The sequence below is a fragment of the Oleomonas cavernae genome, from assembly GCF_003590945.1.
GTDB lineage: Bacteria > Pseudomonadota > Alphaproteobacteria > Zavarziniales > Zavarziniaceae > Zavarzinia > Zavarzinia cavernae.
This window is the reverse complement of the sequence record NZ_QYUK01000011.1, coordinates 3767281-3780387: the sequence shown is the minus strand read 5'-3', so window position 1 is coordinate 3780387 and position 13107 is coordinate 3767281. Positions and strand designations below refer to the sequence as shown.

Sequence of the window (13107 nt, the reverse complement as noted above, 5' to 3'; positions counted from 1 at the left end):
GGCCCCGCGGGGAAAACGCGCTGAGGTCATCAAAGATTGGACGCCCAGATGTCACGGTGTTTGGTCCTCGTCCGACATCGCGCGCCGCGAACCCCGGGCCTCTGCCAACGCGGCCGAAATCAACACCGATCGTACCTCGGCGGAAGCATCCTCGATGCGTTGCCGGATGCCGAAGTCGATTAGGGCCTGACCCAACCGCCGCCTGACTAAAAGCAGGTCGCTGTCAGCTTGGCGCCGAGCGATCTCGACAACGACATGATTGTCATCGTCGTCCCGGATCCAGAACCAACAGTCGGCCGCTAGTGAATAGCAGGCTCGCCTTATGACGGAGAGGGAATGGACCTTGATATCAACGCGGACAAGGTCTTCCGCAGCGATGACAGAGACATCATCACCGTTGGTGTCGATGAATTCGCAACCCAACATTTGCTCGCCGCCCCTGTAGCGCCCTCACAACCACAGCATGTGCTCTAAAATCGGAGGCTGCAAGCCTCTGCTGGCGTTGGAGAGGAAGCCCGTGACAAGCCTTGTGGGCGGGCGGGACCGGTTTGTATCAACGGTCACGGCGGCAAGCTGAAAGCGTGGTATTTTGCTGTCGCTTCTTCCTCGGGGGAGGGAAACGGTGATCGACATCAAAGCGCCCCACATGGGCTTGAACGACGAGCGGGCGCCGGTCCGCGTGCAAATGTGGAATACCTGGGAGGTCTCGAAGGACGAGAACGTCGAGAAGATCGTCGGCTGGACCGCCCAGGTCGCCAAGGGCGCCCCCGGCGGCAAGCTGAAGGAACTCGTCATCTCCTGCCACGGGGCGCCGGCCTATCTGCAGTTAGGCAAAGGGGTGAGCACGAGCGACCTCGGGCTGTTCGCGAGCTGGAAGGGGTTGGTCGAGAAGATTTGGGTCAGGGCCTGCTTGGTCGGGCGCATCGTCGGCCCCGACACCGCGTCGCAGGGCGATGGCGCCTTCATCAAGGCCCTGGGCTTCACCGGCAACGGAGACACCTTCCTGCGCCGTCTGGCGAAGGAGACCGGCGCCTACGTGGTCGCGGGCACCGAGCTGCAATCGTCCAACGCCTACAGCCGGACCACGCCATGCCCCTTCGGCAAGCTCGACCAGTTCGAGGGCCTGGTGCTGTCATACCCGCCCGACGGCGGGGCGGCCAACTGGTCCAAGCGCTACCCGTCGGTTTACAATGCCGACCCCAAGGCGCTCACCGCCGTCAACCCGAACAGCGAATGATCTTCGGCTACCTCCGCCGCCGCCGGGCTTTCCGGTCCGCCGTCCAGGCAGAGGTGGCACAATTGGTCGAGGAGCATGGGCAGTTTGCCTATTCGGCGGCGCTGGCCGCGTTCCGCGAGGCGAGGGGGCGGGAAGCCTTTCGGTTCTGGGCCGCGGTGCGGGCCGCCGTCGCCAAGCGGGATGGCCGGCGGATCGGCTTGGACGCCAGCGACCGGTGGCCGTCGCGGCCATGAGCGGCAAATGCCTCAGGGCAACATCGCTGCAGGGGAATACCATATGACCTTCGTCACCTTCACCCTCTGGGACGTCAACGGCGAGGAGGAGGCCGGGCCGATCGCGGTCGAGGCTGGCGAGGTCGCCGGCTTCCATCAGCATGGGCACGACGAGCACGTTACGGTGATCCTGCTCAAGACCGCGGGGCGGGCATTCTATGTCCGGGCGCGTTTTGCCGAGGTTGCCGAGCAGCTGAGCGTTTCCGCGGCGACCCTCGCCGGCGATCGCGTCGGGAACGGGTGACGGCAGCCAGGCCGCGGCTCGATGCGCGCTACCTGTGGGCTTCGCGCCATTCCCAAGGCGGCGTGAAGCTGCCGGTCCAGATCCCGTTGCCGGCCGCCTTCGCGGCAGCCTCGGCGCCGACATAGCGTGATGAGTACCGCGTGAAGGCCATCGCCCAGCCGTCGCGGACCATCTTCTCGCTGAGGTCTTGCCCACGGGCCGTGCAAGTCGCGATCAACCGGCCGTATCGATCCCGCTCACTTCCCTCGCAAGAGACCGTAGACCAGCCGATCAGGCCATCTAGGTGGTTGGCGGCCTGCTGACTGCAACGGTAGTCGCTGCCCTTGGCGTCCTGGCAGAGCTGCCCGCTTTCGGGGGCATCGATGCCGAACATCCTGATCCGCTCGCCGTGGATCTCGATCGTGTCGCCATCGACGACGGACGCCCGCCCGACCACGGCACCAGGCGGTGTAGGCGGGCCGGGTTCGAAGACTGCCAACATGGGTGCGGGATCGACCAACACCAGGCCGGCAGCCACGCCTAAGGGGATGCCGAATGCGAATGCCGGCCACCAGCGACGAAACCACGTAGCCAGCCGCTGGCGCCGCCGGCGCCGCCGCACGCTGGCCAAAATCGAAAATGCCGATTCACGTTCCCGCATGCCGGCATGGTCGCTCGGCTTGGTTCAAAACTGGTTAACGAGCCGCGTTTCGCTCAGTGCGATTGAGTTGAAATACCCTGAACGTCAAGAACAGCACGCAACTTGGCAGCCTACTGGCTCAAGCGGTGGAACATGGCGTTCGCCGCGATGCCTTTGCCGCGTCGACAACGGCTCATCTGCCCGGGATCGAATCGAAGCGACACACAACGTCAAAGAGTTCAGGCTTGAGTATCTCGCAGTCACCTTGCTCGGGTTGGCGAACTTGATGATGTGTTGACGCCGCGTTTTTTCTCTGTCGCTGCGGGAAGGCACGAGTTACAAAAAAGAAGCTATGTTTCGAAAAGCTTGCCCTGATATCTGATCGGTTTCTGATGCTGCCAAAGCGATCTTCACCAAGGATTCGGGCGCGGGCTGTTGCGATGCTGAGCAAATCTATCGAGCTTCTGCCAAGTGTGTGAGCCGTTGTCCCCCGTCAGGTTCCCGCACGTCTTTGTGCCTTCCCGTAAGCCCCACGGGTTCAAACCAGCTTTGGAGGGCGAGAGTGCTGGTGCTCTCCAGTGCTCGAGATTTTGACCGATAGAGGGTTTCGGAGGCCTGATCTGAGCGGAAGGCAATCGGGGGCCACCTCCTTCTTTACTGTGCAGTAGTTGCATGCAAAGATAGGATGCACGGGAAGTGGGGGTGTTGCGGGGCTTTTTTCCGGAAACGCTGCGGTAGGTATGTGGTCCCCGTGTGCCCGCGAAACCAACCACCGTTGGATGAGCAGCTTGTCCGCTATTGGAATGAACCAAGGGGGCCGCTAGGCAGGACCATGAGCGACACCACCAAGATAACCGCGTGGGTCACACTGCTGGGTTTGATCATCACGACCGGTCAGGCGCTGACGACCTGGATCGATAAACGCCGCGCCGAAAGCCTGGCGCGGATCGAACAGCAGAGCAAGATTGCCACCGAATTCCTGAAGATGCTGATTGAGAAGGATACAACGCAGCCGACCCGCCTCATGCTCTGGGACGCGATCTCAGAGTTGCCGGAACACCCGCTTAGTGTGTGGGCAAAGAAAAAGCACGACGACGAAATGCTATTTTCCGCGCGGATGGCCGAGCACTGGAAGGTTTCGGAGAAGATCGCGCGCGAAAAAGGTTCGACGACTGACGAGATAGCAAAACTCCAGGCCGAACTGAGTGAGGCTGTGGAATTGAAGGACAAGGCTGTCCGGGAGGGCCGGACGGATGATGCTGGTGTGTTCCACACCAAGATTGTCGACCTTGAAACGAAGATTGCTGACCGGCGCGCTTTCCTGACTGGCCTCGCGGAGCAGGAAGCTGAGATCAACCGGGAAAAGCTTGCGGCGCTTGGTGGGTTGTCTCGGGAACTAACTCCGGCACAGGCAAGCGCGGTAGCTGCTGTCATCAATACAATCTCCGTGGAATTTGTTGCGCACCTGGAACCCTCTGCAGCGGAACGGATCAGGATGCATCTGCCCTATCTGCTTGCGGCATTCAGGGAATTCGGCGTGGACGATGTTGGGCTGGGACTCGCGATCGTCGCTGAATGTGCTCATTCGACGGTGTGGTTCAACTCGCTCACGGAGCGCGAAATCGCGGGCCGCAGCTATGAGGGCATCGCCGGAAACATCGAGCCGGGCGACGGCGTACGCTTCAGGGGCCGCGGGTATATTTTCATTACAGGGAAGGCCGCCTATCAGCGCATGGGTGAACTGCTGGGATTGGGGAACGCGTTGTTGGTTTCGCCGGACGATGCAGCAAGGCCTGAAACCGCGGCTCGAATTGCGGTAGCCCTGTTCATGGAACGGAAAGAAGAGATAGTCACTGCCCTTTCGGCTGGGAAATTCGAGGTCGTTCACCGGATCATCACCGGTGACCTTGCTCGGGTGGGGCCGGCAGGAGAAATTTACAATCGGATGGTGGCGTCTCTACCTGTCGATCCGGCGTCGTATCGAGTGTTTGTGCAGTTCGCGGGCCTGATCGAGCGAGAGAATGTGAAAGCAATGATGAAGAAGTGGGCGGACGCCGGGTGGGGCGTACAGGGCGCAGGAAGCGGCGGAGAGCGTACCGCGGCGGCTGCCGGCCTGGCGGAGGTCCGATACGGTCGAGCGACCGATGCAACTGCCGCAGCGGCCCTCGCACGACTTGTCGAAGCCCAAAAGCTATCCGAGCGACCAATGACAACCGTTTTCACGCCCATTATCAACCCTGGTGTGCTTGAGGTCTGGGTGAGTTCGAAGTAACCGGCCGGCGTGTTTTTCGGACTGTGGTCCAACGATAACGTTGTCCAATGTGGCGATACACACCGGGCGCTTACCCCTGAGCGCCAGCGTGAAATGTGCTGGATCCTACAGTGATGCGATCTAAGCGGACGCGATGATGTAATTGCTTGATTCCCCTCGGGCTACGCTTTCGCAACCAATTGAATAGGGCGAGCCAATTAGTGCCGCTATCTCGCGTAACCGCAACTCATCGCGGTTACGCGATTTTAGCCAGCATCATGATGGTCGCGACGGGAGCAGTTGATCAGTTCTGGAAGGGAATCGTCCGACCAGGCTGCCTTGCCTCCTCTTTGGTATAGGAAACACCATGTACCTTGACGCCCTGGGCGTTTAATAGCGTGATAATCCCGCCTTTGTTGGATAAAGTAACCGGTGTATCAATCTCGATTATCTTCGTTGTACCCGCGGCTATCGAACCACTGAGTGGCAAGCTATTCTTCTGCTTGTCCTTGATTGTCCAGCCGGCAAGGTCGATCGGGATATCAGCGGTATTAAGCAGAGTGACGGTTTCTCGCTCCGGCGTCTTCACGTCGTTCACATAAGCCGCAATGATGCGAATAAGTCCATCTGGCACGTCGAGCGGAGGGATGTGGTCGCGGTTGACAGGTGTGTGCGGCGCTGCGGGGAAGTCGCTATCGGCGCGGATAATGGTCGATCCGTCAGCATCACTCGAATGCCAAGCTTGCGTCTGGAACTTCAGAAATATCGCTACCCATTGCCCATCCTTAGGAAATTCCAGAATCAGCCCCCGTCCTGATAAGGGGCATTCTGGCCTGCGAAAGGTCCGGGCGGATTTCCTTGATTGAAGTGGATGTCATGAATGCCCCGACCGGGCTTGAACCCGAAATACCTGTCCGCTTTGTCGTGTTCGGGCCCCCAGGTTTCGCCGAAGGCGTAAATCATGGATTCTTCGTCTGACATCGCACGTTGCACATAGGCATCGATCTTCTCGTTGAGATCGTTGTCTGGGCCCGCCGCTGACAGCGGAAGCGGTTTCAACTCCCACGGTTGCATGAGGTTGCCGCGAATGAAGTCCAACGCTATTCCCCCGGGCGGCTGACGATCGGGTGTAACCCTTCAGGCAGCGCTGCGAGACTTTCCGTAATTGGGTGCTCGAACCGCGACCTAACGAGAAACTCGACCTCGCTGCCGTCCTGCGAGCGGACATTTACGGCAATGCGATGCAGTGTACCGTTTTCTGAAACAAGAACCTGATAGTGTGGGCTTGCACCCGATGCGAGGCGGTTGCTGATCGGGCGTCCTTTAAGCACCGCATAGCTTTTCAACGGCATGTTCGACTTCCTCCGAGCTGAGATCGAGGGCTAAGAATACAAGATCATCCTAACGTTACATTCCGCCCATGTGCGTCACGCAACGTACTCCGCCTGATCGTGCACTATTCTCTCCGCGGCGATCTTCGCGGGCGTGTGCAACCACCCATTTTTGCGGCCTGCTACGTCTTCCCTGAGCTGGCTAAGGCGGCTCGGATCATCCGCATGGCAGTTTGCGATTTCGCGTCCCATTAACTCTAGCATCTGGAGGGACAGCAATTCATCGGCGGCATCCTTCACTTCAATCTTGCGACTGTTAGGCGAGAGACGGCGGACAACGATACGGTCCGCCAAACGAAGGTGCGGGTCTGGCGCACGAAACCTGCCGGTAGCGATTTCACCGGCGCGTATGGTTTTGTCGGCGGGCGCATGACGAATTGACCATCCCGAGACTACCAGTGCCTTAGCTTCTCGTAACACGGGGCCGCCGCGCCAATCGCAACTGGCCAAAAAGCGAGGGCGCCCGAGGCTGCCTGTACCGGCGCTCCGCGGGAAGATCGTCAAAGGTCGATCCGGCTCGGGCATTGCTGCATGGAGTGCATGCTCGTAAGGCGCCGGAGCTGCCATGGGGACTAAGCGAGCAATCTTCTCCCAGAACTTGGTCCGCTCGCGTTCCGACAACAGGAGTATTCTGCGCAGCCAATCATAGTCGCGTTCCAACACCACAGGAGATGGGTTGGCGAGGCCTTCGGTGTAACCCTTGTGGATCGCATGGCAAATATCGTGTGTTGATGGGTTGCTATCTCGTCGGATAAGGAATGTGCTGCAGGCTAGACGAATGAGATCCAGAGGGTAAGGCATCACGGCAGCATCGTCGAAATCGTTGACGCCCCATATCAGCCGGCCGTCGATATCGCGCCAAGTTCCGAAATTTTCCAGATGGATGTCGCCGATCGCAAGGACCCTCGGTGCTCCCGTAAGATCTGGGCAAATTTCGAAAATAATTTCAGCCCAACGCCAATACGTGGCACGAAGAAATGAGAACGGGCTAGCCCGCATCTTTTTGTGTTTTACCTCTAGATCATCCGCAAAAAAATCATCACCGATTTCTCGCTGAAGCCAGTTTTCATAGATTTTAGTGGAAGCGTTAATGCCGTTCATCGTGTTTTCCTCGAATGCGCAAATGAAAATTTCCGCTGAACTTTGGTAGCTCTAAATCGCCGACACTAGACGGGCACGCCCACGCGAAGACCATTCCAGAAGCAATTCGATGTGGAGGATCGCCATCTTCTGCGCCATCCTCAGCAGAGAATTCAGGCGTAGTGGAATTGACGGTCACGAGGAGGCGGGTGATAAGCGGAAGGCGTTTAATTTGACTCATTATAATGCCTCACAAGCGCTGTTCGCTGTAGCGATACGCGCTTTCAAGTAATTAGCTGATGCCCCTGCTGCCCCGCCATAACCAATCTCACGGCCGTTCCCTTATAGGGTTTCATTTTGCCCATAGTCACTGGAAGGTGGGCGTTCTCTGAAGGGGTGGCAATCTTCTAACTGCAGCCCTCGCCGCTGTTCACCTTTCGCCTGGAGTCTTTGTGAAACGTGACGCGGCAAAACGCTGAGCTCAGGACTTACTTCTATCCAACGAAAGGTTAGGATCCAGAGAAGTATTTCCGGCGAGCGTATCGGCCGTTCCGGTCGTTTGGTGTAAAATAGTCGATTGTCCAGTCCCCATCCTCGGTGAGGAATCGTTGGGCGAAATCCTCCGGGGTCTTGTCTGGATTGTTGCTCAGGAAGATACTCACCGCCTGGCGGAAGGCATAGTGCGAATGCAGCCGGAAAAACTCACCCAAGTAGATGTCCGCGACGCGCTGACTGCCATTGATGACGAGCATGTTTTCGTCATTGGTCTTGGTGCTTGCATCGCTGAAGTTGGCTGAACCGGTGACGACGATCGGTTCGTCCGACAGTGGGTCAATCAGCATGAACTTGGTGTGAACCCAATGGATGTTGACGTGCTTTATGATACGTTCGATTTCGGCGAGCCATTGGTCGAAGCCGGTCAGCGGGATGTGATTGCCAATGGCGATCACGACATTCGGGCGGCGTTGCAGTTCGCGAATAGCCGCGATCTGCGCCTCCTTGTTCCTGCCGGTCCACTCCTTCTCCATCAGCGCCATTCGGAGCACGTCGTCATCCCGGGCAAAGACCGTTCGGAAGAGCGAGTTCATGCCGAAGGCGAAAGTCATGAACAAGCCTCGGCCGGCTTCGCCTGCCAGTTTTGCATACCACTCGAGAGCGCTCACATCGGTGCGCGGCGAGAACACCGGATTCATGCTGTTTGCGGCAAGGGGAAGCGGCGCCGGTGACAGGTCAACTGTCTTCAGCTTGTAGTCGGATTTGTCCGCGGCCGGTTCCGGGTCGCCTCGCAGCATCTCGAAATACTGAAGATACTTTTTTGCGACGTCGGCATCCTCGACGATGTGGACGCAATTGGCATGCCCGAAGATGCCGTTTTCCGTCAGGTTGGTGGAGCCGAAGAGCAAGGCCTTGGCCCGACCATCCTTGGTCAAGACCAGGAATTTGTTGTGCATCAACGTGCCGTTCCGGCGCGGAACACAGAGCCCCTTGATCTTTGCGGCCTTGATGGCAGCTTCATTTTTTGCCCTGGGTCCGCTGGCGTTCTCGATATCGTCGAACACGATTTCGACGTCCGCGCCGCGTCCCTTGGCGGCCCGCAGTGCCTCAAGAACCGCCGGCCACTGGAATTCGTAGAAAGCTCCCTTCAATCCCCACGAATCGTCTTCAGCGCGGGTAATGAAGGCGATTACGCCTTCGAGCAATCCGCGCGACAGCCATTCATAGGCCCCGGACCGGCGATCCCGGGCCACTTGTTCTGGAAACGGCGGGCATATTCCTGGGTGGCGACGGAGCCACGATTGAAGAAAACGCTGTGATCGACGGCCTCCACCGGTTCGGTGTGAACGGTCACGGTGACGGACTTGCCCTTGGTGAGCGTGCCTGGCTCGCCATACATCGGGACAATTTCATAGCTGTAGTCGCGGTCCGGCTTGGCAGAATAGTCCGCCCACTGAAACGATTGAAACGGGTGATGGAGGCTCGAAAATTGCTCGCCGGCGGCAGGGTGGGCCTCGACAGAGCGGAAGGTTTTCACTCCTTTCATCCAATAAACTTCTTGCTCTGTAGGGTCGGTTCGGCGAATTGCGAAACCACGCAGGCCGGCTCGTTTAGCCTGAGTAATATTGAATCCCAGCAGTACAACATGGCATCCAGCCACCGCATTTATTGTAATTCCCTCTTTGGTCACCCGCCTTCTCATTCTTGTCCCTCCTTCCAATCTGATCTGCCGTCTGTGCCGCAGCAGTTGAAATATGGAAACCATGCATCTATTTGGCAATATCATCAAGTTTGATTCGCTGAAAGATGGTGCTCGATAGAAGCCCTGAGGGCTTGGCGCGCGGATTGTAGTCGACCGAGCCTATATCCGGTTTCGGGCTTCCATCACGGCCATCGCCTAAGTGGATGATCGAAAAGGCCCAAATGGTGGCGACTCAAGAAGCGAGCATTCTGGATCTCCACCCGCTTGGTCGACTGACTTGATGAAGGGCTCGGCGCGAACGCACCGAATCCCACAATGGCGGGAACTGACGTGGTCGATATCAAAGTACCTCACATGGAGACCTTCGCGCGGGACGGTGATTTGGCGGCGTTGAGTGTTGGGGCGGGCTTGGGGGCCGGTTTTTTGTCGGCTTGGCTTGGCGTTTGAAGGCTGTCGCGGCCCCTGACAGGGGCCTGTCGGTGTGCTCAGGACACACTGAGGGCGTGGCAGCGCCTCAGGTTGTAGGCGAAGGCCGCCAGGACGAGAGCGACGCGGTTGCGCGCCATGCTGAAGTAGCGCATGCGGGCGAATGTCATTCGGCTCGGAAGTATGCCCCCATGCCGAGCATCCCATAAGCTATTGATGTGAAAACGCTTTCACGTCGTAGGCGGGGGTCCCGATCGGCGCTGACCGGGACCCCATCTCCGCAACAGTTTTCCCATAGGTATCAGTTACTTATACCGATATTGCCCCAGGGTCCCGTCATGGCGCCGATTTACACTGGCGCAGGCGCTCGACCTTTCCTTTCAGCAGATTCAGAAGTACGAGTCAGGAGCAAACCGACTGGCATACGCTCGCCTGTTGCGCATTGCTGGGATGCTGGGCGTTTCGCCCGTGGAGTTGACCCAAGACGAGGAGGGGATGAGGGGCCTCACTTTAGCTGGCGTCTATCGGCATGCCCAGGAGCTTGCCGTCGAGATTGCCAGTCTGCCACCAAAGCAGCGCAACGCCGTTCGCGCGTTCGTGCGTGCTCTGGCCAAGATCCGGTCAGAGGATGGTGGTAAATGATCAACTCCTGCCTGGCGACCCGGTTGATCGATTCCTTTAACGGTCCCCGCACGGCAATTGCCACGATGGGCTTGACGAACGAGTGACGAGTTGAGCCGCCTGTCGTTCCAGTCTTAGCCGTAGTGATGACCGGTCGGTACTGTAACATCGAGGCATGAGCGATACGGCTGTTCGGCAAAAGCGCAAACAAAACGACGACGTGCCCCACCTCGAGCACGGTTGCACGCCATGAGGCGAGCGCATCGCCGCCGAACTCCCGTATCAGGTAGGCCATCGACAGACCGTGCTGTTCCGCCTGCGCCGCGGACCTCGCCCTGCGGATGGCCTCGACGATGTCCGCCGCCGACCGGCCTTCGCTGGGTCTGGAAGGCTTTCCCCCGGGCATGGCCGGACCCTGGTAGCCGTTTATTGAAAGGTATCTGGGCGGTTTCCGTTTTTAGCACATTGAAAAGTTGTATTTGATTTGTCGTCACGTCATCATGCGAGATGGCACCCGGTGGAGGAGGGGCAGCGGATCGGGGCTCGGGCCGCCGTCGACCTGAACCGCTTCTCACGGGGCACCGACTTCTTTTCACAGACCATCAGGAAGGGCGGGTGGCTATGCCGATCGTGACGATACTATCGCCTGGAAACCGGCTCCTCTATATCGATGGCGTCTATAGCGAGAAGGCTGGGCGGATTCCCGTCGCGTTGATTCTGCCGGACGGTCCCCATGTGCTCGAAACAGTCAACAGCAAGCGACAGGTCGATTATCGCCTGGCAATCCTCGGAAACCAGGATATAGACGTCCGCCTCACCCGGGTCATCCCGCCGGAGCCCCTGCCGTGACGCGCCACCTTCTCCCTCGAGGACTACGCGTCGGCACGAGGCTAGCTTGTTGCGTCCTCCCCCTGCTGCTCGGGGTCGGTGGTTGCGCCTACCCGGTGCGCAACGAAGCTTTGCCCATTCAGGATTCTCGACCGACGTACGATTGGGCCGCGCGCGCCGCCGATAAAATGCCGGACACTCTGGTCATTGTCACGGCTTCGGGTGGAGGAACCCGCGCCACGGCTCTGGCATTGTCCGTGCTGCGGTCGATGGGAGAAATTCGCACCGCGACCGGCGACACATTCGCCGATCAGGTCGACATTGTCTCGTCTGTCTCCGGCGGCAGTGTCGCCGCCGCCTATTTCGCCATGCACGGCAGCGCCGGACTGGCGACGCTGGAGCGGGACTTCGTTCGCAAGGATGGAATGGGCGCCCTGGCCCTGAATGGCCTCAATCCCGTCTCGCTTCTTGCTCTCGCGTCGCCGGAACGGGAACGGATCGACGTATTGATCGACTATCTGAATCGGACGCTGTTCGATGGCGCGACATTCGACTATTTCCTGCAGAATCGCCAGCCGCCGTATCTGATCCTCAATGCTGCGGACATGGTCGAAGGGATCCCCTTTCCCTTCACGCAATATACGATGGATCTTCTGTGTAGTGACCTGCGGCCCATGGGAATTGCGACGGCAGTGGCGGCATCCGCCGCCTTTCCGGTCGCGCTGTCCCCCGTCACTCTGAAGAACTATTCTGTGCCGGATACGCCCCATTGCGCTGCCGTTCCCTATCCCCAATGGCTGGTCAAGGCCCAAGAAACGAAGTGGGATCAGAATCCCTCCCGCGTGGCACTGGGCAGGACGGCCGCCACCTATGCGGAGGGCGACAAGGGCTATATCCACCTGCTCGACGGCGGAATTGCTGACAACCTTGGTATCGCCGAGCCTTACAGGCTGCTGACGACGACTGATGTTTCCCCGGCCTTACTTACAAAGCTCCAGAACGGCGAATTGAAGAAGATCGTGTTCGTTGTGATCAACGCCCGTTCCTTCAAGCCGTCGGACCTGGACAATGCCCCAAATACGCCGGGCGTCATTTCCATGCTGCTGGCATCTATCAATTCGTCGATCGACCGGGCGAGCTTCGGCGCAGCGGAGCGGCTGCGCGCGTTGTTCAAGGAAAGCTGGGCCGCAGACGCCCGCAAGATGGAGGCCGCCTATCGAGAAGCGCTAGTGGCAAACAACTGGACAAAGGCGGCAATCCTGAAGAGCGCCACGGAAAATATGCAGAGGCTTGCGGAAAATGCGGAATTCCTTACGGTCGAACTGGATGCGATTCCCGATCCGTCCTGCCGCCGCAAGATGCAGAGCATCCCGACCAGTTGGACCCTAACCGCTGGGCAGATCGACGCGACACTCGCCATGGGACGCGCCTTGTTCCTGGACAACGCGAACTTGCCGAAGGTCGCCGCCATGCTGGGCGCAAACGTCACTTCCAGCGCAGCAAACCATACCGCGGACGCCTGTGCGAACTTGCCAGAACATTGGTAGATCCCACACCGTGCCAAATGCATCCCTGGGCGCGGAGCAATCGACAAAGGAAAGCGATATCTGGCTAGATCGTGACTAGCTTGGTTTGAACCATGGGATTCCCCAATCGGTCGGGAAGATTCAAGGCATGGGCTGGAGGTGGAGGCCAGCCCTGGACGCCGAAAACCTATTCGAAGCGGGTGGCCGCCGCAGTGTTCAAGGAAGGGCTGCCGTGCCATCACGCAGCGGCGCGGTTCGGGGTCGCGATCAGCACGGCGATCAACTGGGTTCGCCGCTTCCGGGAGACGGGGGATGTGGCGCCCGCGGGCAGATCGGGGGGCACCGGCCGCACACGACCCGGGGATTGCTGTGCGTGATCTGTCGTTGGAAGGGCCGCCCTTCGAGGCGAATCGAG

14 protein-coding genes and 2 pseudogenes are annotated in these 13107 nt (G+C 59.1%); 8 read left to right on the top strand and 8 right to left on the bottom strand.

What is annotated here, in order from left to right; all coding sequences use genetic code 11:
- Nucleotides 1-51 precede the first annotated feature (51 nt).
- Nucleotides 52-426, bottom strand: a complete 375-nt coding sequence (gene hxsD, locus D3874_RS22150; RefSeq protein WP_119781031.1) for a His-Xaa-Ser system protein HxsD — start codon at nucleotides 424-426, stop codon at nucleotides 52-54.
- Nucleotides 427-622: 196 nt separating this feature from the next.
- Between hxsD and D3874_RS22145 the strand changes: the two genes are divergently transcribed.
- Genes D3874_RS22145 through D3874_RS22135 form a run of 3 tightly spaced genes read left to right on the top strand, consistent with a single transcriptional unit; the run spans nucleotide 623 to nucleotide 1753 of the window.
- On the top strand, nucleotides 623-1237 hold the full coding sequence (locus D3874_RS22145) for a hypothetical protein (RefSeq protein WP_119781028.1): 615 nt from the start codon (nucleotides 623-625) through the stop codon (nucleotides 1235-1237).
- The gene (locus D3874_RS22140) at nucleotides 1234-1470 is read left to right on the top strand and encodes a hypothetical protein (RefSeq protein ID WP_119781026.1); all 237 of its coding nucleotides are present in this window, start codon (nucleotides 1234-1236) and stop codon (nucleotides 1468-1470) included. The genes D3874_RS22145 and D3874_RS22140 overlap by 4 nt, the downstream gene beginning before the upstream one ends.
- Before the next feature lie 43 nt (nucleotides 1471-1513).
- Nucleotides 1514-1753, top strand: coding sequence for a hypothetical protein (locus D3874_RS22135; protein WP_119781023.1), 240 nt, complete (start codon nucleotides 1514-1516; stop codon nucleotides 1751-1753).
- 28 nt (nucleotides 1754-1781) lie between these two features.
- Here D3874_RS22135 and D3874_RS22130 read toward each other — a convergent pair whose 3' ends face one another.
- On the bottom strand, nucleotides 1782-2393 hold the full coding sequence (locus tag D3874_RS22130) for a thermonuclease family protein (RefSeq protein WP_199699207.1): 612 nt from the start codon (nucleotides 2391-2393) through the stop codon (nucleotides 1782-1784).
- Nucleotides 2394-3204: 811 nt separating this feature from the next.
- Between D3874_RS22130 and D3874_RS22125 the strand changes: the two genes are divergently transcribed.
- Nucleotides 3205-4644 carry a hypothetical protein gene (locus tag D3874_RS22125; RefSeq protein WP_119781017.1) on the top strand — a complete coding sequence of 480 codons (1440 nt, stop codon included), beginning with the start codon at nucleotides 3205-3207 and terminating at the stop codon, nucleotides 4642-4644.
- A gap of 283 nt (nucleotides 4645-4927) precedes the next feature.
- On the opposite strand, the gene D3874_RS29620 is transcribed toward D3874_RS22125, so the two are convergent.
- The 5 genes and pseudogenes from D3874_RS29620 to D3874_RS29605 all read right to left on the bottom strand — a co-directional run bounded on the left by D3874_RS29620 (nucleotide 4928) and on the right by D3874_RS29605 (nucleotide 9279).
- Entirely contained in the window at nucleotides 4928-5221 is a 294-nt protein-coding gene (locus D3874_RS29620; RefSeq protein ID WP_199699206.1) for a lamin tail domain-containing protein, read from the bottom strand.
- Nucleotides 5222-5401: 180 nt separating this feature from the next.
- Nucleotides 5402-5975, bottom strand: a pseudogene (locus D3874_RS30775) (DUF2278 family protein); the annotation flags it as partial.
- A 75-nt stretch (nucleotides 5976-6050) separates the two neighbouring features.
- The gene (locus D3874_RS22115) at nucleotides 6051-7115 is read right to left on the bottom strand and encodes a DUF2252 family protein (protein WP_119781014.1); all 1065 of its coding nucleotides are present in this window, start codon (nucleotides 7113-7115) and stop codon (nucleotides 6051-6053) included.
- A gap of 488 nt (nucleotides 7116-7603) precedes the next feature.
- Nucleotides 7604-8842: a phospholipase D-like domain-containing protein gene (locus D3874_RS22110; protein WP_199699203.1), complete on the bottom strand. Its 1239-nt coding sequence runs from the start codon at nucleotides 8840-8842 to the stop codon at nucleotides 7604-7606.
- A complete protein-coding gene (locus tag D3874_RS29605) occupies nucleotides 8779-9279 on the bottom strand; it encodes a hypothetical protein (protein ID WP_199699202.1) in 501 nt (166 codons plus the stop codon). The genes D3874_RS22110 and D3874_RS29605 overlap by 64 nt, the downstream gene beginning before the upstream one ends.
- A 732-nt stretch (nucleotides 9280-10011) precedes the next feature.
- Here D3874_RS29605 and D3874_RS32185 point away from each other — a divergent pair.
- Nucleotides 10012-10182, top strand: a pseudogene (locus D3874_RS32185) (helix-turn-helix domain-containing protein); the annotation flags it as partial.
- 40 nt (nucleotides 10183-10222) lie between these two features.
- On the opposite strand, the gene D3874_RS30770 reads toward D3874_RS32185, so the two are convergent.
- Nucleotides 10223-10744 carry a hypothetical protein gene (locus tag D3874_RS30770; protein ID WP_233560098.1) on the bottom strand — a complete coding sequence of 174 codons (522 nt, stop codon included), beginning with the start codon at nucleotides 10742-10744 and terminating at the stop codon, nucleotides 10223-10225.
- Between the two features lie 209 nt (nucleotides 10745-10953).
- Here D3874_RS30770 and D3874_RS22100 point away from each other — a divergent pair, with 209 nt between their 5' ends.
- From D3874_RS22100 to D3874_RS32180, 3 genes are all read left to right on the top strand, one after another.
- Nucleotides 10954-11187, top strand: coding sequence for a hypothetical protein (locus D3874_RS22100; protein WP_147385800.1), 234 nt, complete (start codon nucleotides 10954-10956; stop codon nucleotides 11185-11187).
- A 95-nt stretch (nucleotides 11188-11282) separates the two neighbouring features.
- Nucleotides 11283-12713 (top strand): patatin-like phospholipase family protein, encoded by a 1431-nt coding sequence (locus D3874_RS22095; RefSeq protein WP_147385799.1) that lies wholly within the window; start codon nucleotides 11283-11285, stop codon nucleotides 12711-12713.
- Nucleotides 12714-12805: 92 nt separating this feature from the next.
- Nucleotides 12806-13069, top strand: coding sequence for a helix-turn-helix domain-containing protein (locus D3874_RS32180; protein WP_119781003.1), 264 nt, complete (start codon nucleotides 12806-12808; stop codon nucleotides 13067-13069).
- Nucleotides 13070-13107 lie beyond the last annotated feature (38 nt).